Annotated in this window: 26 protein-coding genes; 6 read left to right on the top strand and 20 right to left on the bottom strand. The window is 72.0% G+C overall.

Annotated elements, in window-relative coordinates; genetic code table 11:
• Positions 1-699 precede the first annotated feature (699 nt).
• From ACZ60T_RS33080 to ACZ60T_RS33070, 3 genes are read left to right on the top strand one after another with little or no spacing between them, the layout of a single operon-like run.
• Positions 700-3,219: a helicase associated domain-containing protein gene (locus tag ACZ60T_RS33080; protein ID WP_469669325.1), complete on the top strand. Its 2,520-nt coding sequence runs from the start codon at positions 700-702 to the stop codon at positions 3,217-3,219.
• Positions 3,219-3,515, top strand: a complete 297-nt coding sequence (locus ACZ60T_RS33075) for a hypothetical protein (protein WP_469669324.1) — start codon at positions 3,219-3,221, stop codon at positions 3,513-3,515. Before ACZ60T_RS33080 ends, ACZ60T_RS33075 begins: the two co-directional genes overlap by 1 nt.
• Positions 3,512-4,321 carry a hypothetical protein gene (locus tag ACZ60T_RS33070; protein ID WP_469669323.1) on the top strand — a complete coding sequence of 270 codons (810 nt, stop codon included), beginning with the start codon at positions 3,512-3,514 and terminating at the stop codon, positions 4,319-4,321. Before ACZ60T_RS33075 ends, ACZ60T_RS33070 begins: the two co-directional genes overlap by 4 nt.
• A gap of 122 nt (positions 4,322-4,443) precedes the next feature.
• On the opposite strand, the gene ACZ60T_RS33065 is transcribed toward ACZ60T_RS33070, so the two are convergent.
• Positions 4,444-6,072, bottom strand: coding sequence for a replication-relaxation family protein (locus ACZ60T_RS33065; RefSeq protein ID WP_469669322.1), 1,629 nt, complete (start codon positions 6,070-6,072; stop codon positions 4,444-4,446).
• A gap of 676 nt (positions 6,073-6,748) precedes the next feature.
• On the opposite strand from ACZ60T_RS33065, the gene ACZ60T_RS33060 reads away from it, so the two are divergent.
• Positions 6,749-7,183: a hypothetical protein gene (locus tag ACZ60T_RS33060; protein ID WP_469669321.1), complete on the top strand. Its 435-nt coding sequence runs from the start codon at positions 6,749-6,751 to the stop codon at positions 7,181-7,183.
• A 361-nt stretch (positions 7,184-7,544) separates the two neighbouring features.
• Here ACZ60T_RS33060 and mobF read toward each other — a convergent pair whose 3' ends face one another.
• Positions 7,545-9,509: a MobF family relaxase gene (gene mobF, locus ACZ60T_RS33055; protein ID WP_469669320.1), complete on the bottom strand. Its 1,965-nt coding sequence runs from the start codon at positions 9,507-9,509 to the stop codon at positions 7,545-7,547.
• A 281-nt stretch (positions 9,510-9,790) separates the two neighbouring features.
• On the opposite strand from mobF, the gene ACZ60T_RS33050 reads away from it, so the two are divergent.
• Both ACZ60T_RS33050 and ACZ60T_RS33045 read left to right on the top strand, forming a co-directional pair.
• Positions 9,791-10,132, top strand: coding sequence for a hypothetical protein (locus ACZ60T_RS33050; RefSeq protein ID WP_469669319.1), 342 nt, complete (start codon positions 9,791-9,793; stop codon positions 10,130-10,132).
• A gap of 29 nt (positions 10,133-10,161) precedes the next feature.
• Positions 10,162-10,383 carry a hypothetical protein gene (locus tag ACZ60T_RS33045; RefSeq protein ID WP_469669318.1) on the top strand — a complete coding sequence of 74 codons (222 nt, stop codon included), beginning with the start codon at positions 10,162-10,164 and terminating at the stop codon, positions 10,381-10,383.
• A gap of 93 nt (positions 10,384-10,476) precedes the next feature.
• Here ACZ60T_RS33045 and ACZ60T_RS33040 read toward each other — a convergent pair whose 3' ends face one another.
• The 18 genes from ACZ60T_RS33040 to ACZ60T_RS32955 all read right to left on the bottom strand — a co-directional run bounded on the left by ACZ60T_RS33040 (position 10,477) and on the right by ACZ60T_RS32955 (position 21,935).
• The gene (locus ACZ60T_RS33040) at positions 10,477-11,331 is read right to left on the bottom strand and encodes a hypothetical protein (RefSeq protein WP_469669317.1); all 855 of its coding nucleotides are present in this window, start codon (positions 11,329-11,331) and stop codon (positions 10,477-10,479) included.
• Positions 11,328-12,104: a ParA family protein gene (locus tag ACZ60T_RS33035; protein WP_469669316.1), complete on the bottom strand. Its 777-nt coding sequence runs from the start codon at positions 12,102-12,104 to the stop codon at positions 11,328-11,330. The genes ACZ60T_RS33040 and ACZ60T_RS33035 overlap by 4 nt, the downstream gene beginning before the upstream one ends.
• 232 nt (positions 12,105-12,336) lie before the next feature.
• The gene (locus tag ACZ60T_RS33030) at positions 12,337-12,705 is read right to left on the bottom strand and encodes a hypothetical protein (RefSeq protein ID WP_469669315.1); all 369 of its coding nucleotides are present in this window, start codon (positions 12,703-12,705) and stop codon (positions 12,337-12,339) included.
• Positions 12,702-13,109, bottom strand: a complete 408-nt coding sequence (locus ACZ60T_RS33025; RefSeq protein WP_469669314.1) for a hypothetical protein — start codon at positions 13,107-13,109, stop codon at positions 12,702-12,704. Before ACZ60T_RS33025 ends, ACZ60T_RS33030 begins: the two co-directional genes overlap by 4 nt.
• Positions 13,106-13,702 carry a hypothetical protein gene (locus ACZ60T_RS33020; protein ID WP_469669313.1) on the bottom strand — a complete coding sequence of 199 codons (597 nt, stop codon included), beginning with the start codon at positions 13,700-13,702 and terminating at the stop codon, positions 13,106-13,108. Before ACZ60T_RS33020 ends, ACZ60T_RS33025 begins: the two co-directional genes overlap by 4 nt.
• 63 nt (positions 13,703-13,765) lie before the next feature.
• Positions 13,766-14,482, bottom strand: coding sequence for a hypothetical protein (locus ACZ60T_RS33015; protein WP_469669312.1), 717 nt, complete (start codon positions 14,480-14,482; stop codon positions 13,766-13,768).
• 10 nt (positions 14,483-14,492) lie between these two features.
• The gene (locus ACZ60T_RS33010; protein WP_469669311.1) at positions 14,493-14,987 is read right to left on the bottom strand and encodes a hypothetical protein; all 495 of its coding nucleotides are present in this window, start codon (positions 14,985-14,987) and stop codon (positions 14,493-14,495) included.
• Positions 14,988-14,990: 3 nt separating this feature from the next.
• A complete protein-coding gene (locus tag ACZ60T_RS33005) occupies positions 14,991-15,839 on the bottom strand; it encodes an Lsr2 family DNA-binding protein (RefSeq protein WP_469669310.1) in 849 nt (282 codons plus the stop codon).
• Positions 15,839-16,399, bottom strand: coding sequence for a WhiB family transcriptional regulator (locus ACZ60T_RS33000; protein ID WP_469669309.1), 561 nt, complete (start codon positions 16,397-16,399; stop codon positions 15,839-15,841). The genes ACZ60T_RS33005 and ACZ60T_RS33000 overlap by 1 nt, the downstream gene beginning before the upstream one ends.
• Positions 16,396-16,851 carry an ASCH domain-containing protein gene (locus tag ACZ60T_RS32995; RefSeq protein ID WP_469669308.1) on the bottom strand — a complete coding sequence of 152 codons (456 nt, stop codon included), beginning with the start codon at positions 16,849-16,851 and terminating at the stop codon, positions 16,396-16,398. The genes ACZ60T_RS33000 and ACZ60T_RS32995 overlap by 4 nt, the downstream gene beginning before the upstream one ends.
• Complete coding sequence (locus ACZ60T_RS32990) at positions 16,848-17,528, bottom strand: GGDEF domain-containing protein (protein ID WP_469669307.1); 681 nt, start codon at positions 17,526-17,528, stop codon at positions 16,848-16,850. Before ACZ60T_RS32990 ends, ACZ60T_RS32995 begins: the two co-directional genes overlap by 4 nt.
• An 88-nt stretch (positions 17,529-17,616) precedes the next feature.
• Entirely contained in the window at positions 17,617-17,916 is a 300-nt protein-coding gene (locus ACZ60T_RS32985; protein ID WP_469669306.1) for a hypothetical protein, read from the bottom strand.
• Between the two features lie 105 nt (positions 17,917-18,021).
• Positions 18,022-18,438, bottom strand: a complete 417-nt coding sequence (locus tag ACZ60T_RS32980) for an NUDIX domain-containing protein (protein ID WP_469669305.1) — start codon at positions 18,436-18,438, stop codon at positions 18,022-18,024.
• A gap of 74 nt (positions 18,439-18,512) precedes the next feature.
• Positions 18,513-19,316, bottom strand: a complete 804-nt coding sequence (locus ACZ60T_RS32975) for a hypothetical protein (RefSeq protein ID WP_469669304.1) — start codon at positions 19,314-19,316, stop codon at positions 18,513-18,515.
• Positions 19,317-19,408: 92 nt separating this feature from the next.
• Positions 19,409-19,978 carry a hypothetical protein gene (locus ACZ60T_RS32970; protein WP_469669303.1) on the bottom strand — a complete coding sequence of 190 codons (570 nt, stop codon included), beginning with the start codon at positions 19,976-19,978 and terminating at the stop codon, positions 19,409-19,411.
• A 97-nt stretch (positions 19,979-20,075) separates the two neighbouring features.
• Positions 20,076-20,777 (bottom strand): hypothetical protein, encoded by a 702-nt coding sequence (locus ACZ60T_RS32965; RefSeq protein ID WP_469669302.1) that lies wholly within the window; start codon positions 20,775-20,777, stop codon positions 20,076-20,078.
• Positions 20,778-20,872: 95 nt separating this feature from the next.
• A complete protein-coding gene (locus ACZ60T_RS32960; protein ID WP_469669301.1) occupies positions 20,873-21,253 on the bottom strand; it encodes a hypothetical protein in 381 nt (126 codons plus the stop codon).
• A 109-nt stretch (positions 21,254-21,362) separates the two neighbouring features.
• Entirely contained in the window at positions 21,363-21,935 is a 573-nt protein-coding gene (locus ACZ60T_RS32955; protein ID WP_469669300.1) for a hypothetical protein, read from the bottom strand.

The following is a 21,935-nucleotide window of genomic DNA, read 5'->3' as shown; positions in this document are numbered from 1 at the left end:
TCCGCACTCCCGCGGAGCGGGTCCCTCCGGGCTGCGCCCGTCACAGCGAGCCGGGTCGCTGCGCTCCCCGGCCGCTCCCGCTCCGCGTGAGCGGAGGCGGCACGCTCCGCTCACCGCCGGGCGGCACGCGCTCCGCGCCCGCCACCCAACCGCAGGGCAGGCGGCCCGCGTTGCGGGCCGGGGCCGGCCTCCGGCCGACCCGTGGCCTCCGCTGCGCTCCAGCCACCCCGGGCGCGCCCCCAACTCCCGTGCGGGCCAGGCGTGCCACGCTCCGCGCGGCCCACCCAACGGGGCTCACGCCACAAGCAGCAGCAACAGGGAGGGGAGGTGACGGGTGGTCGGGAAAGTGACGGGCCAGCCACTCGAAGAAGGGGAGCGGACTGAGGGGGCGTCAAGGCTCCGGATTGGGCTTGCGATAAGGCAAGGCTAACAGCTTTCGGCCACGTTAGAGGGAATCCCTGGATTCTTGGTGCTTCATTTTTGAGACCGAGATAAGCTATGGACTCAGAGCACGCCACCCCGGACCCCTCCGGAGGGATATCAAGATCCATCCCACGGCCTTGCCGGTGCTCCGGTGAGGCAGAGCAACCAGCCGATCGCGTCAGTCCAACCGTAGCCCTTGTGGCTCCCCTACGTGCAGGTTTCCCGTTTCCCGCCGCTCGAATCAACCGGACGGCACCCAGGATAAGGCAGGCGAATATGTCGAGCACAGACCGCGCTGACCAGCGCGAGGCAGCCCAGCGAGAAGCCATTGACGCGGTCGTGCGCGCCCTCGAATTGCCTGCAAGATCACTTGTGCCCGAACGAGGGCTTCGAACACAGGTGATCATGGCGACCGGGTCCGGGAAGACCCGGGTGGCGGTCCGCAGCGCGGAGGAGCTCCACGCGGGCCGTGTGCTGGTGCTCGTGCCCTCGCTGGACCTCCTGGCGCAGACCGAGGCCGCGTGGCGCGAGGGCGGCCGCCGGGGCCCGATGATCGGGGTCTCCTCCCTGCGGGGCGAGGAGGTGTCCTTCCCCAACACCACGGACGTGGACGAGCTGGTGGAGTGGACGCGGGGCCTGGACAAGGTGACCGTGTACGCCACGTACGCCAGCCTCGGCCTGGGCACGCTGGAGCGGGCACACGCTGCGGGTTTGGCGGCTTGGGACCTGATCGTCGTGGACGAGGCCCACCGCGTTTCGGGCCGGATCGGCAAGCCCTGGGCGGTCGTCCACGACAACCAGAAGATCCCCTCCCTGCGCCGCCTCTACATGACGGCCACGCCCCGGCTGTGGCAGCTCGGAGACGAGGACGAGGCCGGCGCACCCGGCGAGCTGGTCGCGAGCATGGAAGACGACCCCGACGGGCCCTTCGGCAGCAGGGCGTTCACCCTGACCCTCTCGGAAGCCATCGACCGGGGCATCTGTGCCCCCTACCAGGTCGTATGCGTGGACGTCACCGACACCGCGCTCCAGGCCGCGCAGCTCCTGGGCGCGGAGGGCCGCTCGGCAGAGGTGCGCGGGGCCCGGCTCGCCGCTCTGCAGACCGCGCTGGTGAAGGCGTCGGCCGAGGAGGGCTTCCGTCGCACGCTGGTCTTCCACCATCAGATCCGCGAGGCCGAAGCCTTCGCGGCCGGCCTCCCCGACGTCGCCGCGCAGCTGCACGCCGCCGACCCGGAGCTGTACCCCAAGGCGATCTGGGCGGACTGGCTCTGCGGCGACCACAAGCCGCTCCACCGGCGGCGTCTGCTGGGCGAGTTCGCCGACGGGATCGCCACGGACGGCACGGTCGTGGAGAAGTGCTTCCTGTGCTCGGTGAAGGTCCTGGGCGAGGGTGTCGACACCAAGCACTGCGACTCCGTCTATTGGGCGGATGTGCGCGGCTCGATGCCGGACCTGGTCCAGGCGGTGGGGCGGGCGCTGCGGATGCAGCCGGGCGAGGGCAAGGTGGCCTCGCTCGTGGTGCCCGTGCTGCTCGGGCCGGGCGAGACGGCGGACAACATGCTCACGTCCCGGGCGTTCGGCGGGTTGGCCAAGCTCTTGGAGGCGCTGCGGGCGCACGACGCGCGGATCGTGGAGACCCTCGCGGAGCAGCAGGCCCCGAGCCGCTACAAGCCCGTCCGCAAGGACGAGCGCGGGAAGGGCACTGGCGGGAGCGGTGAGGGCTCCGGGGGCGTCAGTGCCCCGGCCAAGGCCCTGTTGAAGTTCTCCACGCCGCGCGACCCGGCCGCCCTGGCGGCGTTCATCAACCTGCGCGTCCTCAACCCTGAGCATGAGCACTGGCGGCGGGGGGTGGAGGCCGCGGTCATCTTCGCCCGTGTGCACGGCGACCTGCGGGTGCCGTTCACGTACCGCGTGCCGGAGGGCGAGGAGGCCGAGGGGGTCGGGTGGCCGGCCTCGCTGGCGAATTTCCCGCTGGGGCAGTGGACCGCCGACGCGCGCCGGTTCTACGCCCGCGGCGACATGGACGAGGACCGCATCGCGCAGCTGGAGAAGTTGGGCATGGTCTGGAGCCATTTCGACGTCGCGTGGGAGGAGGGCCTGAGCGCCGCCCGCGGGTGGGCCGTCGAACACGGGCACCTCCTGGCCCCGCTGGACGCCGCCCACCAGGGCTACAAGGTCGGCATCTGGCTGAAGAACGCCCGCGCCGCCGCCCGGCGTGCCCAGGAGCTCGAACAGCGCCAGGCCGAAGGACTCCCCGTCGACTCGTGGGCCGGCGCCCTGTCGCCGGAACGGCGCGAGCAACTGGAGGACATCGACCCGTCCTGGTGCCCGACCTGGCCGGTGGAGTGGCAGCGGGCTTTCCACCTCACACGGCAGCACCTGGAAGAGATCGGCGGCGAACTGCCTACCGAACCCGGCGTCGTCATGCACCGCGGCGAAGACCTCGGGCGATGGGTCAAGGCGCAGCGGCTGGGCTGGGAGAAGCTGACGACGGTGCAGCAGTGGATGTGCGAACAGGTCCTCGGGATCACACCCGCGAGTGAGGACGAGAAGCCGAAGCCGCGCCCTACGCAGGCCGACAAGTGGACCGCCAACCTCGCGGCCGCCCGGCAGTTCTTCGAGCGCGAGGGCCATCTGAAGGTGCCTCGAAAGCATGTCGAGACCGTGCTCTCCGAGGACGGCTGGGAGCTCCAGTTCCGTCTGGGGGCATGGGTCAGCAACCAGCGGAGCAGGGCCGCCACGCTGTCCCCGGAGCGGGTGGAGCAGCTGTCCGAGGTCGGGATGCGGTGGGCGTGATGGGCATCGTCGTCACCGCGGCCGCCGCGCTCGCGGCCGGCTATCTCCTCGGGCGGCTGCGCCTCTGGCGGTGTGCGGGCGACTGGGCGGCCGATCAGGTCCGCTTCACCGGGCCGTGGGTCCGCGGCGGCTTCGGCCGCCAGGCCGTCGTCGTCCTGGTCCACGTCGTCACCGCGCCGTGCACCAGCTGGCGCATCATGCGCGCCCTGGCCACCGAGACGCGGGCTCCGGCGCCCGTACGCGATCCGGACTGGGTCGCCAACCGCACCCGCCACGACAAGGGAGGCACCGCGTGAGCACCGAGCAGCACGACGCCGACGCGTACGGCCAGGAGCTGGCCCGCATCAGCCACCACCAGCACGAGGCCACCGACGCGCGGTTCACGGTCTTCCAGGCCCTGGCCGCCGTCGGGATCGGGCACGAGCAGGCCGACGACATCGTCTCGAAGCTGGAGGCCGGGGCGGTGGCCGGCGCCCACACCTGGATCTCCGAGAGCAGCCCCCCGCACGGGTCCGAGCCGCGATTCGAGGACGGCTGGTTCGCCGGTGTCCGCGACGTCGCCAGCTATCTGCTGCGCATCGCCGACACCACCGCCACCGCCCAGCGGGGGCGCGCCGCCTCCAGCGCCATGTTGGTGGCCCACCTTCAGCAGCCCGCCTCCCCCGCCCCGCAGGAGACTCCGGTGGAGGACCCGGGCCCGGCTCCGGCGCTGGACGCGAAGGACGTCCTGGCGGCCGCGGAACGCTTCCCGTGGGCCTTGGCCGCACCGGGCGAGCGGCACTGGCCGGACGGGGAGTTTCTGGACGTCGCGCTGAGCGCGGTGCGCACCGAGGAACGCGAGGGGTACATCGAGCGCCTGGAGGTGTTCGTGGAGCAGCACCGCGCCCGCCTGGAGGAGCTGCTGCGGGCGTACGGGCCGGGCAGTCGGCCCGCCTCGCACGGCCGGTACGCGCTGATCGGGCAGCCCGAGACCCTGGTCATCCTGGAGCGGATGGAGACCAACCCGTTCGGTCTGCGCGGCCGGTGGGAGAAGGAGCTGGAGGACGTCTTCCTGGACGACCTCGAGTTCGCGTGGGGGCCGCGCATCCGTCTCAGCCGGTGAGCAGCCGGGAACGAGCGGCGGGGCCGGGCAGGTGATCCTGTCCGGCCCCGCTGTCGTCGGGCGAGGCGGGCTTGCCCAGGGTGGCCTTGGGCTTGCCCGTGCCCGCCGGCGGCTTGCCCGGTTCAGCGGCGCAGGCGCGAGAGCCAGCCGGTGGCCTTCTGCTCGGGCACGGCCTGGTCCTGCTCCGGCTCCTGGCGCATCGCGCCCGGCCAGGCTTGCTCCCAGTCGGTCTCGTGCCGCTGGTCGCAGTCCCCGCACAGAGACGGGCGGGGCTCTTGGGTCGTGCCCCAGCCGACGCGCTCGGTCGCCTGCCACCGTTCGTCGGTGAACGAGGAACCGCACTCGGTGCAGACAGGACGCTGAGGCGAACGCTGGAAACTCTGCTGCCCTGCCTCACGGCGCACCGGCTCCTGGTGCTCCTGCCCGGCAGCGGCGTGGCGTTCGGCGGCGATGGCCCGTTGCTTGCAGCCGTCGCACAGGCCGGGGTGGGAGTCCTTCGGCTTACCCCAGTCCGTGGCGTGGGCCGCCTCCCAGCGTTCGTCGGTGAACTTCGCCCCGCAGCCGGTGCAGACAGGGCGGCGGGCTTCGCGCTCGGCTGCCTGCTTCGCCGCCTGCTCCTGGGCTGCCCGCCGCACCTGTGCCTGGTACTCCTCCTGCCGGACCTTGGCCTCTTCCCGAGCACGGGCATCGGCCACCTCACGACGGGGATTGCCGATCGCCTCCCGCAGGGGCTGCATGTGGTCGCGTCCGAAGCGGAGGAACACCGGTCCCTCCGGGCCGTGCTCGCGCAGGTTCTTCAGGCCGGTCGCGATGATCGGGACCCTGCCGTCGTAGACGTGGAAGCCACCCTTCTGCCGCTGCCCCTGCCACAGGTGACGGGTCAGCTCTTGCAGGCGCGGGACGGTGCGGTTGGGGTTGCGCTCGCCGATGCGGTTGAACACCAGCAGGACGGGCGGGTACGTCCTGTCGCCGGACCAGACGTCCGGAGCGCTCCAGCGGGTGCGCCACATCGGGCGCTCCTTGCCGTCGGTGTCCTTCACCTTCCGCCGGAAGAACCGGGCGTACTTCTCCAGCTTGTCGGCGAGCTCCTCAGCGGTCTCGTGGCAGTTGTCGACCTCGATGAACAACAGCGGCACCTGGTCCTGCGGGGCGGTCAGGACGATGTCGGCCTGGGCGCCGCCCTTGCCGGGCGCGTTCCACGTGCCGGTGGCGGGCAGCGGCACCTCGGTCCAGTACGAGGCGATGGTGCCGATGCCGTCGGGTGCGTCGACGGCGGCCTGGGCGGCGGTCCGGACCTCGGGCGGATCCTCGGCGAGCTTGGCCATGTTCGGCTTCGGGCGCAGCATCGCGATCACGGTCTCGTTGACGGCCATCGGGTGGGAGGCCCCGGAGGAGCCCGCGCCGCGTGCGGTGGAGCCCATCTCCGTCACCGGGCGCCGCAGCTCGTAGGAGGCGGCCTCCAAGCCCTTGGTGGTCAGGTTCCGCAGCCTCTCCCCCGTCTCGGTGGAGCCACCGGTTTCGGCGAGGCCGTGCTTGCGCATGTCGGAGAGCGCGCCGGTATGCGAGGCGGTACGGGCGGTCTTCTGCTCGGACGGAGTCTTCTTGTCGGTGTGCCGGAAGGTCAGGTGCGGGGCACCGATCCGCTGGATCTGATCCGTTGTGGCGACCTTCAGCGCTCCGAGCACGCGCAGCACGTCACCGCGGAAATTGTTCGTCGACCCCGCCGGGTTCGTCTTCCGTTTCCCCGCCATCAGATCTGCTCCCTCGTTGCTCGCGACCTGCCACCGGCTGGGCGTCGGCCGCGCCTGGCCTGGAAGGGCGTCCGGGCCCCCCGGAACCCGATGATCTCCTCCACTACTGACATCAGGAGTAGAGAAGAGGGTTGTGACGGTGCGAATTTCGCGCCGCTTCCGGCCCTGACCAGGGGATTTTCCCAGGCCCCTGATGCCGGGCCCCAAAGGGGGTTCCCAAGTGCCCTCCGAAGTGGGCCCCGCAGGAGCCTGGTTCGGCTTGCCCTGTCCCGATCGGGCCCATGGCCGGGGCGGGCGCGCCGGGCGCGTGCCGGTAGGCGATGCGTGGTCATCGCGGTGCTCCTTCGCTTCGAGCCGCCCTTGGTAGGCGGCGATCGAGGGAGCAGCGTGCATAAGACCCCCTTGTCCGCGGTCTGACGGCCGCCGGTAGCGGGCGTTGACAAGGGGAAGCGCGGCGGTGGTCGGGCGGTAGCAGACCTGGACAAGGGGGTCATGGTCGGGCTCGTGGTCGGGCCGACCACGCTGGACAAGGGGGCCGGGTTTACCCCTTGCAGCCCCGATTCATCCCATCCGGGCGGAGGGGGAGAGTTCTCTGGCCTCTGTCCACAGGCTGGCGGGCCGACCCTGCTGGGACGTCGCCGTGATCGGCACGGCGACCGTACGTCAGGAGCTGCCCATGTCCCCGATCGTTCCCTCGCTGCCCCCGCACCTGGTCCAGCTCGGCTTCGACTACGTCCTGGCGGTGGAGGCCGGAGACGACGTCCAGACTGCGCGGCTCGCGCCCGAGGTGCAGCAGTTGCCGGGACTGCTGCCGGGCATCGCGGAACTGATCGTCTTCCCCGTGACCGCGCTGTCCGACGACACCGACCCCTGCGCCGACTCCTTCGTCCTGGACGAGGTCGGCGTCATCTACCTGATGGCGATCCGCGAGTGGGCCACGCACGCCCCCGCGGCTACCGCGCCGGGGATCGCCCGCACCATCGCGCACTTCGTCGGCCAGGTCCTCGCCGACGCACCGACGGACGCCGTCCGGGCGCTGCAGGCGCTGCGCGATGAGCAGGTGGCGCGGGCCCGTGCGGTGGTGGAGAACGTGGTGGCTCTGCACCGGTGACCGCGCCACCGTGCGGTCCGCACTGAGTCCATCCGGTGTGGCCGGCGCGCGGGAGTGGAGCGCGTCGGGTGGGGTCGATGCGGTGGAGTGGACCAGCTGAGGGCGGCGCATTTCTCCTTGACACGGGCCGAGGTCAAGGGGAAATGCGGCGGGTGCGTACCGGGTGGATGCACGGCATCGTCCCCGGCAATGTCGTCCACTCCCGCACGATGTCGTCCACTCCACCGAGTGGGCTCCACTCAGTGGAGTGGATGCCGAGCACGGTGTCGACCACTCCCGGCCGGTGGACTCCACTCGGTGGAGTGGATGCGCGGCATCGCCGGTTCGATGCACAGCATCGGATGCGCGGCATCGGATGCACTCAGTGGCCGGCCTCTCGGCCGCGGTGCGGTCCGGGCTCCTGCGGGCGGTGCGCCTGCTGGTCGTCCGGCCGCACCGGGCGCACCGCGTCGGCATCGTCCTGTCCGGCGTAGCGGTGCATGGTGGCGCGGGAGTGGTCGGCCGCCTTGGTGAACGCCTCCTGGAGGTGGCGCAGCCGGTCGGCCGTGAGGTCGAGGGCTTCCACGTCCGTGCGGGATTCCCGCAGGGCCCGCAGCGCCGTCATGTCGATCGCCTCTTGGCGGCCGGGCTTCTGCTCCTGGTCGTCGTGCTCGGGGTCGGCGGCTGGGAGCGCGAGCAGCTGCTCGGGCATCGCCGCCTGCTGGTGGGCGACGACGTCGTACGCCCGGCCCCGCACGGCTGTGGTGGTGCGCAGCTTCTCCCGCACCACCACACCGGCGAGGACGGCACGGTCGTACTGGAGCGGGATGCGGGGTATCTCCCACTCCCCCGCATCCTGGCCCGGGGGCCGGAGCGCAGCCGGAGTGCCGGGATCGGCCGGGGGCTGCCGGTCCGGGTCGGGCGCGGGAGTGGGTGGGCGGGGCCGGGCGGGGAGGTCGGCCAGGTCCCACCGGGCGGTGTAGAGGCGGTAGCCGGACTCCAGGCCGCGTACGGTCTTCGGCTCGCTGATGTCCAGGCAGTGGGTGGCGATGGCAGCGGCCACGATCTGGTCGTCCAGGCCGGGGTCGCGGCGGCGACCGCGCAGGACGAGGGCGAGGTGGCGGCGGGCTTCGGCGAGCAGGTGGCGGCGGTGGAAGCGGCCGCCGTCGTTCATCACGAACACGGTCGCGGTGACGTCGACGGCCGCCAGGGCGACGTCGACCACGGCGGCGACCCGGGCCCGGATCGCCGTAGCCGCGGCGCGGGCGTACTCGAGGAGGGAGTTGATGATGTCGACGGCCACCCCGGAGGTGAGGATCGCGCTGGTCTTCCACCACGCGCGCAGCTGGGCGAGCGGCTGGGTCTTCTGCTTGGGCGGGCGGGTCTTGCGGGCGGCGATCTGGTTCAGCTTGGCGCGGGCCCGCTCAGAGACCACGGGCAGGAACTTCAGCTCGCCGTCGTCGTCGACGGCGGTGACGTACTCGTGCTCCAGCTCTTCCAGGCAGGCTGCGATCTGGTCGCTGCGCCGGGAGGTCCAGCGGATCAGCTCGTGCGGCACCCCGGCAATCTCCATCACAGGCCGACGCCCCGGGGTGACGATGCGCGGCTCGGTCGCCAGCCCCAGCGCCTCGCAGACCTCAGCGGCCACGATCTCGTTGTAGAGCGCTGAGGCGGCCACGGTGTTCTCGTGCAGGGCCGTGGTGTGGATCGAGCCCCACTTCCCGTCCAGGCGCTGCCCCTTCACCGACAGCAGCAGATGGTCATGGAGCAAGGGCCGCCCTGAGCGCGCCTCGTAGTGGCGGAAGCGCGCGGCGACCAGACCGCCGGGCGGCCGCACCCGGTAGATGCCGTCCTTGCCGTACCGGATCACCGCGACCTCGTCCTCGATCCACTCCAGCACCCGCTCGATCGCCCGCTCGTGCGCGGCCTCGATCACCCGCCGGGTCTCCTCATCCCCCAGCGCCCACAACAGGTAGATCGTCGGCTGCGGCCGGAAGACGAAGTCGACCCCGGTCACCGTCACGCGGCGCCCGAGGGCGCCGGCCTTGAACGCCTTCTTCGGGGAGTCGCCCTTGGCGAGCCGGTCGGCCTCGATCCGGTCCGCGTACGGGTGCCGTCCCCGCTCGCCGAACAGGTTCCGCAGCTGCGCCTCGGTGACCTCCTCACCCGGCGTCAGCCCGAGCACGGCAAGGCCGCGGCCCATCCATCGCCCGACCGGGACACCGGCTTGCTCCTGGGCGGCGCGCAGCGGCGTGCGCGCCGGGCGGCGGCCGTCACCGACCACGGTCTGGCGCAGGTAGTAGCGGTACATCTGACCGGCCCGGACGACCCTGATATCCACTGTCATAGAGCCACGCCACACGGGCCTGACCTGCAAGAAAAGGCCGATCAGCCGTACGTCCCGCCGGGCGGGAGCAGCGGCCCGACTTTCTTCTCAGGTGCCCGTCAGACGGGAAGCGGCCCCGGGCCGGACGCGAATGTCATCGCTCTCCGGCAGCACGCACATCACGACCCGAACGACACCAACAAGCACCACTGAGCATCACCACACGCCAAGGAACGAGCACCGCCTACAGCAGCCCCCGGCATCCGTCGGGGGCTTCGTCGTGCTGCCCGGAGGAGACCACCGTGCCCACCTTCGAGACCCTCCCCCGCTTCACCGCCGACCTCCAGCACCTCAGCCCAGACCAGCGCCGGCGCTTCCGCCGCGTCGTCCTGGACACCTTCGTGCCCGACCTGCGCACCGGCCGCCAGTTCCGCCCCGGCTTACGGATCAAGGGCGTGCGCCGCTCCCCCGGCGTCTATGAGCTCACCTGGGCGCCGGACGGGCGCGCGACGTGGTCGTACGGCCGGGTGGTGGTCGCTGGGCTCCCCCACATCGTGTGGCACCGGATCGGGACCCACAGCATCCTGGACCACCCCCTGGCCGAAGGCCGTCTTGCGGGCCCGGGTCGCCAGTTGGTTGGCTGATCGTCCCGATCACCAGGAGGGGACCCCGCGTGGCAGCGAACGAGACCGTGACCGAGTCGGAGCACCTGAAGTCGTTGATCATCAGCACCGCGTCGGCGCTGTGGGAGGACAAGGAGGCGCTGGGCAAGTTCCTTGACGTCGTCCGGCGCAGCGAGACCTTCGCCCCGCTCGCCGACAGCATGGCGCAGTCCGAGGTCCGGCCCGCGAAGCCCACGTTCTACGGCGTGAAGAGCAAGGAGTTCCAAGACTGATCCAGAGGCGCGCGGCTCCTCAACCAGCCGTACCCTCAACGCAACGGCCCCGCATCCTTCCTCGATGCGGGGCCGTTGCGACTGAACAATTGTTTAGTCGCTTGGGGACTGCTGGGGGAACGCAGCAGCGGCGGCGGCCATGTGTCCCCGGATCTCCGCGAGCAGCTTCTCGGCTGCAGGCGCATCCTTCTTCACCGCGTCGGCGTACACGTCAGCGAGCCCTTGCACCTGCTGAGCGAAGGTCTCGACGTGGCCGACGTACCCGGCAAGCCGCTGGACAGGATCGACCGGCGCCGGCGCCTTCCTGCTGCGAGGCACCACCCGCTCAGCGTCGTCGACGGCGATCTTGATGTTGAGCTCATCGCGAGCGGCGGCCAGCGACTTCGCGGTGACCTTACCCTTGGACTCAGCCGCACGCCAGATCTTCTGGACCGTGGCGGCGTCGTGATCGCGGGCGACCGGCGCGAGCTCGCGGCACTGCCCCTCATTGATCTTCACGGTGGCGACACCCTTGAGGGCCGCTATCACCGGCACGGCCCTGATGAGCTGATAGGCCCGCTGCTCGGTGTACTTCCACTTCTTCTCGAAGTAGTCCTTGAAGCTGGTGTACCCGCCCGCCTGCCACAGATCGTCTTCCTTGATCTTGATGAGGGCGGGGCCGGCCTGCATGACGAACTCGTTGTGAGCGACGATCAGGCTGGTCTCGGCTGCTGACTGCGCTGCGGAGATGAGCGCTTCGAGCTTGGCCAGCCGCTCGGCCGGGGTGCCGTGGTCGTACTCAGGCGAGAGGAAGACGGGGTTCTGGTGGCTCTTGGGACGGCCGCCTGGGCGATGAGTGGCTACGGCCTTCTTCGCCGCGGCCTCGTCAGCCTTGTAGTCGGGTCGGCGTCGGCGGCTACCGCGCCGCGCGGCGGGCGCGGCGGGCGCGGCCGTGTCCTTCTCAGTCACGCGTTGTTCTCCCGCGCCTTCGTCAGGTACGACACCAGCTCGTCGTAGGTGTCGTCACGGGTCTGCCGGATGCCCAGTTCGACCAGGAGCTGGTCGTACTCGCCGCCTCCGGCTTCGATGGTCTTGCCCCAGGCGCCCTGGAACTCAGTGACCATGGGGATGGCGGTGTCGAAGACGTTCCACCCTCCGGAGACCAGGATGTTCCGGTAGAGCCGGTTGTGTCGCTTGGCCTGGGGGATGCAGCGGTTGAGCAGGACTCGGGCGCAGATGCCGTTGAGGGTCAGCGGTCCGAGGTCGTTGATCTCGTCACGGATGTCACCCATCCGCTCGGTCTCCATGGACGACGGAGCGACGGGGATGACGCTGAGGTCTGCGTACCGCATGGCAGAGCGCGCGATGCCGGGCTGGTTCTCCAGCGGCGGGGCGTCGATGACGATGCGGGTCTTGGGGTCGGCGAAGGTCTTCGGGATGTCCTGGTGCAGGGTGACCGACGGCATCTGGAAGACGCGGAACGGGAAGCCGCCGATCGCGTTGTGCCATCCCATGACGGACTTGCCGTTGACGTCGCCGTCGATGAGGACGACGTCCTGGCCGTCCTCGTGGAGGGCGAGCGCGGTGAGGACTGCAGAGGTGCTCTTCGCGGTGCCGGGCTTTTCGTTGACGAAGACGATGCTGCGCGGGCCGCCGTCGGGGTGGGTGTTGGGGATGGGCAGGTTACCCACGGGCTCGGCAGGCACCGGGGCGTCCTCTTCGGACGGGAATGGTTCGGTCATGACGGGCACGATAGCGCTGCTCTACCGACGCCAAGCCGTCCGTGCACGGTGTCGACAGGAGCAGCGCCGGGGGCCGTGGCACGGGACAACCCGAACGAGGGAGAGCAGGGATCAGAACTGTGGGACGCCCGTGCGGTGTTCGCCCCAAGGACTGGTTCTTCGCCGTAGAACGCAAAAAAGCGGCCCTCGCCGTCCGGATCGAGTCCGGGACGGCGGGGGCCGCTTCGTGTGCTCAGGTGCTCAGGTCGATGTCGACCGGGAGGCCACGCCCGGCGAAGGCGTGGGTGACAAGTCGGTAGGGCCCGGTCCACGCGCCGTGAATTCGCGCCCTGGCGCAGCGAAGGGTGCCGGTGAGGGCGGTCTCGGTGTCGGGGTGGATGAGGACCAGGGCGAGGGGGTCGATGTCGGGCTGCTGCTCGGGGAGAGGCCGGCCGCGCTCCAGGCCGCGCTCGCCGATCCGTACGGCGACGTCGCCGCGGCCGGTCCACGGGGTCGGCCTCTGGCGGGCGGCGAGCATGGCGGTGAACTCCGCGACGGCCTTCTGGTCGCCGGGGTGCATCGGCCCGCTGCCGTGTCCGCATCTGCGGAAGCGGGCGGTCATGAGCGCGCCTCCTGGTGGCACAGCCACGTCTGCCCATCCCTGCCCAGCGCGTGGTGCGGGAACGGCTCGTGTTCCACGACTTGGACGTCCGGGTCCCAGAACCACCGGAAGGGGAAGGAGCGCACCCCCAGTTCGAGGGCGATGACGGCCCGGTGATGCCCCTCGAAGACGAAGACGAGCCGGTCAGTTGCGCGGACACCCAGCAGGAGCGGCTCCCGGACCCCGTCCCTGGGGATCGAGGCCCGCAGCTTCTCCAGCACCTGGCGGTCCCGGCCGTGCCGCTCGTGGTACCGGCGAGCACCGGCCCACGTAGAGAACTCGGCAGGCCGGACCAGGCCCCGCCGGAGCGCCGCGGTGCGCATGCGCCCGGTCCAGGGCGTGCCGTCGACCGCGCGGGCCGTCACGAGCGCACCGTCCGGCGGTACAGCCGGGCCCGGATCCGGTAGCGGAGGGAGGCTCGCTCCTCGCGCTCCTCGATGGCGCCGGCGAGCAGTTCCTCGAGCTCGGTCATCTGCTCTTCGGCGAACCACTCGGGCTGGTAGTCGTCGCCGTGGCAGACCGGGCACACGTGATCGTGCCCAGCGAACTCCAACCACGGCGCGCAGCCGACTTCACCGCAGGTCGGCTGGGTGGGGTCCTCGCCGATGCCGGAGCAGTACGGGCAGCGGGTGAAGCGGAAGTCGACGGGCGCGCCGTGGTGGAGGTCGGATTGGAGCTGGGCGAGGCCGCGGACCCCGAGCTCGCGCAGCAGGGCGTCGGCGGCGAGGACCTGGCGGTCGATGCCGGTGTGGTGGTGGTCGGCGAGCATCGTCACGGCGGTGCACCAGGCGAGGCTGGAGCGGTCGACCGGGACGGCGTAGCTGCTGGCCCACGGGTCGGCCGGGTTGAGGTCGGCGGGCGGCGGGGCCGGCGCGGTGAGCGGGATGCCCAGGTTGGTGAGTTGGGCGGTGACGTCGGCGGTGCGGCGGGTGAACTGGTCGAAGACGGTGGTGGGCATCGGCCCTCACATTCGACGGGGCCGCCGGGACCGTGGTGGTCCCGGCGACCGGGCGGGTGGGGGTCAGCGGGCGGCCGGGGTGAGGGCGGCCTTGTGGCTGTCGCGGTGCGCGCTCTGCGCCGGCTCGGCGAGGACGCGCAGGCCGTGCGGCTCGCCGACCCGGCCGCAGGAGCTGCACACCACGGCGTAGTTGCGGCGGCCGGTGCAGCCGGAGTCGGCGTCGCGGGGCTTGCCGGAGGGCCGGACGGCGTGGGTGCATTCGGTGCCGTCCGGGTGGAGCGGGGTGATCTTCACGCTGATGCGGGCCATGTGCTTCGTCTCCTGGTCGGGCTCGGGGAAGGGCAGCTGGTGGAGCGCGGCCGCCGGGGTGCGGCCCCGGGTGGGGCGCGGCGGGGTGGGCGGCTCGGTGCGGGTGAGCGCGGTCTCGGGGAGGAGTCCGAGCTGGCCGGCGGCGGCCGCGCGGGCGGCGAGGGTGAGCGAGCGGGTGACCCGGTGGTGTCCGTGGTCGATCCGCAGGTGGCAGAGCTGGCAGGCGGCGAGCAGGTTGATCTCTCGCACGTCTTCGGGGGTGTGGTTGAGGTGGGCGGTGGTGAGGCCGACCACGGACCCGGTGTCCGGGTGGATCTCCTCATGGACGGCGGGGCAGCGGCCGCCGGGGTGCTCCAGGCCGCAGTGGCCCGTGCACTCGCAGCGGCCGCCGGCCCGCTCGAACCGGATCCGCGCGCTGATCTCGTTCCAGTCGCGCGGGTAGCGGTGCAGGTTCTCGGGACGGATGGGCACGGCGGCTTCGCTACTGCTCGCCGCCGGCGGCCTGGCGGTGCTCGAAGGCTTCGAGCAGTTCGCCCAGGTCGTTCGGCTCGGGCACGGTGCCGACCCATGTGCCGCCCTCGGTGAACACCTCCACGTCGGTGGTGTCGGCGTCGAACCAGCAGACGTACGGCCCGTAGCGCTCGATGAGCGCCGTGGCGACGGCGGCCGGGTCGGACAGCTCCGGTGCGGTCTCCAGCACGGCGAGGGTGGTGACGACCAGCCACATCGGCTCGTCCGGCGTGCGAGGCAGCCGGAGGTAGCCGGTGACGCGGAGCTTGTCGCCGGGGACCAGGTCGTGGATGACCGCGTGCGCGAGCTCCGAGTCGGCGACGCTGCAGGGCAGGATCATCTCGTCCGTGCGCTCGTCCGTGGGGGAGACGGTGAGGCGGAACCGCGCCGTGCTGCCGTGTACGTCGCCGGGCACGGTCTCTTCGTCCAGGAAGCCGTCCAGGGCTATCGCGTCGTCGGCGGCCATGGGTCAGCCGGCCTTCCGGACCGGCGCCTGGTGGGCGGCGTCGTACGCCTCGAGGACCGCCTTGCGCACCATGCCCGCGTCGGCGACCTGGTGGCCGTTGGCGCGCGCCCACGTCCTGATGGCGGCGAGCTCCTCCCGGGTGCGGCCGCTGCCCAGGCCCGCCCGGATCGGGGTGGGCGCGGTGGCGGCCGCCGTGGTGGCGGTGGTGCGGGTGCCGGCCTTGACGGTGCGCAGCTCCTCCTGCGCCTTCTCCAGTTCGGCCTTGGCCTTGGCGACCTTCTCCTCCGCCTCGCGCTGCGCGGCCTCCGAGTCGCGGCGCTCGGACAGCTCGGAGAGGTCAGCGGTGATGCGGGCGGCGCGGCTGCGGACCGAGGCGGCCGGGTGCGCGGCCGCCCAGTCGAGCAGTTCCTGGACGGCGTTGGTGACGGGCAGCGCGACGACCGGGACGTCGATGGTCGGGGCGTTGACGGCCTCGCTGGGCAGTCCGAGGACCTGGTTGGCGATGAGGTCGCTGAGCTCGGTCTCGCTCAGGCCGGTGGCCTCGCGGATCGCCTGCTCGGAGTCGCCGTTGTTGTGCATGGAGATCGCCATGGCCTCGAACGCGGACAGGGCCGGGGCGGCGGGGGTGTTCGTCATGGTGGGTGCGTCTCCGGTTTCCGGGATGAGGGGGAGCAGGGCGGTGAGGGTGTCGGTGTCGGTGGGCAGCCCGAGGACGTCCAGGAGCAACGCCATGTCGTCCTTGTCGCGGGAGCTGCGGGCGGTGACCCGGGCCGCGGCGGCGAGCTGCTGCGCCGGGTTCGGGTCCAGGGGCAGCGACTCGGCTTCGAGGGCCTCGGTCCAGTCGGTGAACATCACGCGGCCTTGCCGCTGGCGACCAGCGCCAGGACGCGCAGGTTGGACGCCGCCTGTGCGGGGGTGATCGGTTCCTTCCAGCGGTTGTACGGCGCGGGCCGGGTGGGGATGCCCTCCAGCTCCAGCCGGGCGAGGGCGAGTTCGCGGGCGGTCGGCGGCACGACGCGGGCCGCGCGCTGCCGCTCCCTGCGGAGGCGGTCCTGTTCGGCGACCACGCCGACCCAGTCCTCACCGAGCCGCGCCACGAGCTGCTTGCGCAGCTGCGTGCGGTCGCGCTTGGTGGTCGCCGCCCACACCCCGGTCTTCGTCAGGCCGGGGTTGGCCAGCGCCCACTTCAGGCAGTCCTTGACGATCGGGCAGCCGGAGCAGGCGTGCTTGGCCTGGGCGAGCGCCTTCTCGCGGGCGCGGGGCTCCTTGTCGGTGTTGTGGATGTCCTCGATCGCGAACAGGTCCGGGCTCGTACGGCAACGCAGGACCTGGTCGGTCTCGGGGAAGGGGATCCGGTCGTCGGCCGCGATGAACGTCGGCGGCTGCGGGACGCCGGTGCGGTTGCCGCTCATGAGGTGCCCTCCGGAGCGAGGTGGGGGAGCTGGAGGAGGACCTGGTCCACGAGGTCCTGGGTGGGGCGCCACGGCCCGAGCTGTCCGCGCAGCCACGGGATGGGCAGCGCGAGCTCCTGGACGTCGGCGAGGACCAGGTGGAACGCGTCGGCCTGCGCCCACTTCGAGCACGGGGCGGTGCCGGCGGCGTCCTGGTGGCAGTCGGTGAGGCGGGCGACGCCGATGACGGCCCGGGTGTGCAGGGCACGGCCGCGGATCGCGGTGGCGACCAGCGGGTCGCGCATCGGGGCCCGCTCGGTGGCCTGCCCGGCGTGCAGCAGCACCAGGCCGCGCCAGGACCAGGGGGCCGGACGGTTCTCCACGTCCTTTCCAGCGAGGATGCAGGTCGTCCAGGGCTGGCGGATCGTGATGCCCCGGATCCAGGTGCCGGGGTCGGCAGTGGTGTTGCTCATGCCGCCCGCCCCAGCGTGTGGGTGCCTGGCCGCCCGGCGCGGCGGCCGTTGATGGAGGGCACCGTGGCGTGCTGCGGCCCGGCGAGGACCGCCCGGCCGGTGTGCTTGCCCGCGTACATCGCGGCGTCGGCGGCCCGCTGGAGCACGGACAGGTCCGTCGTGCCGAGGACGTCGGGGGAGGCCGCGCCGATCGACGCGGCGACGTCGACCAGGACGCCGTCCTCGACCTCCACCGGCTGGGCGAGTAGCTGCGTGAGCTGGGCGAGACGGAGCTCGCGGCGGGCCGGACCGATCCGGACCGTGACGGCGAACTCGTCCCCTCCGAGCCTGCCGACCGCCCCGCGGCTGCCCGCCCAGGCGGTGAGCCGGGTCGCGGTCGCGGCCAGGACGCGGTCGCCGGCGGCGTGCCCGCCGGGCCCGTCGTTGATCTGCTTGAAGTGGTCCAGGTCCACCAGGACGACCAGGGCGGCGTCGCCGTACCGGTCGGTGATCTGTCGGGCCCGGGTGGTGTAGCCGTCGCGTCCGAGCAGCCCGGTGAGCGGGTCCTTCCGGGCGGCGGCGAGCTTGCGGTGCAGGCTGACCGCGTGCACGGTCCAGCCGGTCAGCGGCACGGCGAGCGTGGTGATGAACAGGGCGCGATTACCCGAAGGGGCCTGTACGCGCACGGTGGAGGCCATACTGGTCTCTCCCTCTCGTCTTGTACGGGATGGGTGGCCCGAGGCAGGCGACGGTTTCCACACCTGGTGCGCCTGCCTCGGGGCGTATCTACAGCTCGTAGGGCTTCTTGCGGGTCCAGTCGTTCGGGTTGGACCAGCGGCCGGCCTTCGCCGCCGCCCAGTCCAGCTCCCAGCCGTCGCGGACCCCGCGCGCTCCCCAGCCGCCGTCTTGCTGCCCGGGGATCTCAAGCCCGGCCTGCCGCGCGGCGAACGCCGCGTCGTAGACCTGGTGGGCGCGAGCCAGGGCCTCGGTGACCGAGGACGCCTTGCCGGTGAAGACGTGCACACCGTGCAGCGCCCGGGTGGTGTCGTGTATCGGGACGTCAACCTCGTAGAACTCCAGGTGCATGACGCCCTCTCCTTCCTCTCGCTGGTCGTGGCGGAACACCGCGACCGCCCCGGCCGGGAAGGGCCGGGGCGGCACGGAGGAACGCCGCGCTCGCGCGGAAGGGGATCAGCGGTTGGCGGCCGCCACCACGATCTCGGCGTGGTCGAACGCGAGGTCGGGGAGCGCGTCCAGGGGCCACCAGCGGGCGGCGGTGGCGTCGTCCCCGGCCGTCGGTTCGACCAGCTCGGGCAGGGTGGCCGAGTAAGCGACGCTGACGTACCGGCCGCGCGGGTCACGGCCGACGGCGTCGAAGGCACCCACCTGCCGGAGGCCGGCGGCCGGGACGGTGATGCCGGTCTCCTCCTCCAGCTCGCGCGCGGAGGCGTCCAGGCTGCTCTCCCCCTTGTCCACGTGTCCGCCGGGCAGCGCCCACCGGCCCTTGAACGGGTCCCAGCCCCGCTCGATCAGCAGGACGTGCCCGGCGGCGAACAGGACCACGTCGGCGGTGTAGCGGATCGTCTCGTCGGTGGTGTCGGTGATCACCAGATGTCTCCTGGTCTCGAAGAGGATGGAGCAGGCCGCCCCGCCCGGGGCGGCCTGGGAGATGTCGCGGGTGGTCAGGCCGGGACGGGGGCCGGGGTGTCGAGCCCGGCACCGAGCAGCAGGCCGCGGATCGACTGCTCGTACTCGCCGGTGCGGATCCGGTCGAACATGAGCTGACCGGCGACCAGGCAGCGGGCGCGCAGCTGGATCAGGGCGACGGCGTGCGGGTCGGCACCGGCGGCAATCGCAGCCTGCCCGGCGGCATCGGCGGCGAGCTCGTTGGCCGTCTGGAGGCCAGCCTCGCGGCGGGAGTACTGCGCCCGGCAGGACGCCCAGCCGGTCAGCGCCCGGGTGTGGTCCACGCGCTTCTCCCACGCCTTGTACGTGCGGCGCGTGCCCTCGGGGTCGGCGGCCCACTCTTCGGCCCACTGCCGGGCGAGGTCGGGCAGCTGCGCGAGGACCGCCAGGACCTGCATGCCGCGGTGCCCGAACGCACGCCACGCCTCGACCTCGCGGACGACGCGGATCTGGTGGGACATCAGCCAGTACGGGGCGAAGTCGTTGCCCCAGTTGCCGGTCTCACCGAGCGGTTCGACCTCCCACAGCCTCACCGGCCAGCGCTCCTCCACCTCCAGGCGCTCCAAGATCTCGCCGGGCCGGGTGTACATGTGGAAGTACGAGAACGGCTTGTCCGTGTACCACTTCTCGCCGGGGCTGGGGTGGTCGATGGTCTCGCCGATGTGGTCGGCGAGGTTGACGGTCGGGATCGTCTCGCCCAGGCCGCTGTAGTAGCGGGCGAGGTGGTTGCAGGTGGGCGGGACGGTGCCGTCGGGCCGGGTCGCCATGTAGTGGACGACGGGCCGGGCGCTGGGTGCCATGACTTCCTCCGTGTCGGTCAGGAAGGTGTGGGCTGACGTGCCCCCGCACCGTCCCGGCCGGGGTGGCCGGGGCGGCACGGCGGCGCGTCAGGTCACAGGCGCCGGGCGAGGTCCGTGGTGATGCGCTCGGCTTCGGCTCCGTCGGCGAGGATCTGCGCCTGGAGCTTGTTGGCCTGCCGCTTGCTGAGCGGTGCCACGTTCATCTCGTGGCGGACCCAGGCGACGCGGTTGTCGCGGGCGCCGGAGCGAATGAGCTGGTCGACCTCGACGAAGCCGCGCAGCAGGCTCAGCTTGAGCTGCTTGGGGTCGCGCATCTTCGGGGCGTTGATCAGCATCCACATCGCGCCCTTGGGGGCGATCACGGTGGCGACGCGGAAGTCCGTGGGCTTGCCGATGATGCTCTGCTGCACGCCGACGGACTTCCAGGTGTTCTCCGGGACGCCGGCGGCCTCGCCCTGCGCCTCGTTGGCGAGGGAGAGCAGCAGGCGCGGCTTGGTCAGGATGATCGTGACCGCGCCCAGCGGGCGGCGTCCGAAGTGGTCGTGGACCAGGTTGCGGACGGTCGGCGCGTAGGAGGTGACGCGCTGTTCGGTTGTGCGGGAGACGAACGCGCCGTAGCGCAGCACGCTGAGCTGGGAGGGCCTGTTCCTGGTCGCGGGCATGGTCGATGCGGTCCTCTCGGTGGGGGATCACGGGGGTGGGCTGATTGGCCACCGCACCGCCCCGGCCGGGAAGGGCCGGGACGGAACGGGTAGCCCGTCAGGCTTCGAGGGCCTTGAGGTGGTTGTCGAGCTCGGTGATTGCGAGCTTGTGCTCGTCGTCTCCGTCCTCGGTGGCGACGGTCGCCGGGCCGGCGGGGAGTCCGGCGGCGCGGGCGGCGAGGTGGTGGCGGATCTGCTCCATGCCGGTGATGGCCACCGGCTGCTCGCCGTCGCCGGTCAGCAGCGTGAAGTGGTGCTCGCGGCCGTACTTGCCGACCTCAGCGCGGTGGTGGAGGACCACGCCAGGGGCGAGGTAGAAGGACGCCTCGCCGTCCTCGTAGCCGCGCCACCGGTCCTCGTCCCGCAGGAAGTTGTCGCCCTGGTCGATGCGGAAGGCGGCACCGGCGGCGCGGTGGGCGGCGTCGGCCTCGGTGGCGGTGGCGACCTGGGCGAGGGCGTCGTCCAGGTTGTCGGCCGGAGCCGGGGCCGACGCCCGGGAGACGTTCAGCGGGCTGCGCGTCCGCATCAGCCGGCGCATCGGGGCGAGGACGAGTTCGGCGAGCCCGTCGATGGCGACGGCTCCGACGACGGCGACCGCCCCGGCGAACAGGATGCGGGTTCCGTCCGTCCAGCCGGTGGGGGCGAGCTGGTAGCCGAGGTAGGCACCGGCCGCGCCGCCGATCAGCGCGGACGCCATGCTGGCGCCTTCGATCATCGAGTTGGCGACGGTGGTGGCCGTCTGGCGCAGGGTTGCGGTCATGATGATGGAGCTCCTTCTTCTTCTCGATGCGCTCTGGGAGGGGGAGGGACTGCTCCGGGGCGGCCGGGCCCGACGCCTGCGGCCGCCCCGGGCGCTCAACTGGCCGCGTGGAGCGCGGCGGTGGTGCGGACGGTGTCCGCGAGCAGCACGGTCAGCTCGTGGCCGTGGTCGACGGCGTCCTCCAGGCGCTCGATGAGCTCCGGGGGCAGGCCGCGGTTGCGGGCGCCGGTCAGGACGCCCTCGAGGTAGAGGACGTCGGCGAGGACGCGGCCGCGGACGTCCAGGACGCCGGGCTGCACGGCGAGGACGTCGTCGTTCTTGGCGGTCGCCAGCTGCGCGTGGTCGGCGGCCTCGTTGTACGCGGTCTCGGTCTGCTCGGTGAGCAGCGCGTCGACCTGCGTGGTGGTGCCGTAGGCGCGGCGCCATCCGAAGCGGGCGGCGGCGACTTCCATGAGGGAGCGGCGGGCGAGGGACACGGTGGCCTCCGGGGGAGGGCCGGTCGTCCGGTCTCGGCTGACCGGGCGGACACCGCCCGGCCCCGGCCGCCGGTGTGCGGCGGGCGGGGCCGGTACGGAGAGCGTCCGGTCAGCGCTTCGGGCGGCGCAGGATCGTGAACTCGGTGCCGGTGCCGTAGGTGCGCGGCTTGGCGGTGAGGAACTCCGGCTGCTCGTCCGCGAGGCGCTGCAGCTCCTCCTCGATCCACTCGGTGGAGCGCTGGAGGGCGAGGCGGTCCAGGTGGAAGCTGGTGAGGTAGACCGTGGAGTCGTAGTCGGAGCGGCGCTCCGAGTTCAGCCGCCGGAGCACGATCTCGCGGGCGGTGTCGTCGTCGGGGCGGGCGGGCAGGTCGCGGGGCAGCGCCCGGCACTGGGCGGCGTGGGCGTTGGCGATCCTGCCGCCCGCCTGTTCGGAGGAGATGTAGTCGTCGCGGTCCGTCTTGGAGCGGGTGCGGTACGAGCAGCCCAGGCAGGCGACGGCGAAGTAGGTGCCGTTGACCCCGGCGTCGGCGGTGTAGACGAGGACGACGGCACCGGCCAGTCCGAGGAAGCGCTGGGAGACGATGACGCCCTCGGGCTTCCAGGTCTCGCCGATCTCCGGCCACGGCTCGGGGGTGAACTCCGGGTCGGCGGTGCGGGTGCGGGAGAAGAGGGTGAGTGCCAT

It is taken from the genome of Streptomyces sp. NPDC104371, from assembly GCF_055583785.1.
Note: the sequence above shows the minus strand (reverse complement) of the source record. Positions and strands in the feature narration are given on the sequence as shown.

Coding starts and splice junctions, on each gene's coding strand:
- ACZ60T_RS33080 (WP_469669325.1), top strand. CDS start 700: ATGTCGAGCACAGACCGCGCTGACCAGCGCGAGGCAGCCCAGCGAGAA.
- ACZ60T_RS33075 (WP_469669324.1), top strand. CDS start 3,219: ATGGGCATCGTCGTCACCGCGGCCGCCGCGCTCGCGGCCGGCTATCTC.
- ACZ60T_RS33065 (WP_469669322.1), bottom strand. CDS start 6,072: ATGGCGGGGAAACGGAAGACGAACCCGGCGGGGTCGACGAACAATTTC.
- ACZ60T_RS33060 (WP_469669321.1), top strand. CDS start 6,749: ATGTCCCCGATCGTTCCCTCGCTGCCCCCGCACCTGGTCCAGCTCGGC.
- mobF (WP_469669320.1), bottom strand. CDS start 9,509: ATGACAGTGGATATCAGGGTCGTCCGGGCCGGTCAGATGTACCGCTAC.
- ACZ60T_RS33035 (WP_469669316.1), bottom strand. CDS start 12,104: ATGACCGAACCATTCCCGTCCGAAGAGGACGCCCCGGTGCCTGCCGAG.
- ACZ60T_RS33030 (WP_469669315.1), bottom strand. CDS start 12,705: ATGACCGCCCGCTTCCGCAGATGCGGACACGGCAGCGGGCCGATGCAC.
- ACZ60T_RS33020 (WP_469669313.1), bottom strand. CDS start 13,702: ATGCCCACCACCGTCTTCGACCAGTTCACCCGCCGCACCGCCGACGTC.
- ACZ60T_RS33010 (WP_469669311.1), bottom strand. CDS start 14,987: ATGGCCGCCGACGACGCGATAGCCCTGGACGGCTTCCTGGACGAAGAG.
- ACZ60T_RS33005 (WP_469669310.1), bottom strand. CDS start 15,839: ATGTTCACCGACTGGACCGAGGCCCTCGAAGCCGAGTCGCTGCCCCTG.
- ACZ60T_RS33000 (WP_469669309.1), bottom strand. CDS start 16,399: ATGAGCGGCAACCGCACCGGCGTCCCGCAGCCGCCGACGTTCATCGCG.
- ACZ60T_RS32995 (WP_469669308.1), bottom strand. CDS start 16,851: ATGAGCAACACCACTGCCGACCCCGGCACCTGGATCCGGGGCATCACG.
- ACZ60T_RS32990 (WP_469669307.1), bottom strand. CDS start 17,528: ATGGCCTCCACCGTGCGCGTACAGGCCCCTTCGGGTAATCGCGCCCTG.
- ACZ60T_RS32985 (WP_469669306.1), bottom strand. CDS start 17,916: ATGCACCTGGAGTTCTACGAGGTTGACGTCCCGATACACGACACCACC.
- ACZ60T_RS32975 (WP_469669304.1), bottom strand. CDS start 19,316: ATGGCACCCAGCGCCCGGCCCGTCGTCCACTACATGGCGACCCGGCCC.
- ACZ60T_RS32970 (WP_469669303.1), bottom strand. CDS start 19,978: ATGCCCGCGACCAGGAACAGGCCCTCCCAGCTCAGCGTGCTGCGCTAC.
- ACZ60T_RS32965 (WP_469669302.1), bottom strand. CDS start 20,777: ATGACCGCAACCCTGCGCCAGACGGCCACCACCGTCGCCAACTCGATG.
- ACZ60T_RS32955 (WP_469669300.1), bottom strand. CDS start 21,935: ATGGCACTCACCCTCTTCTCCCGCACCCGCACCGCCGACCCGGAGTTC.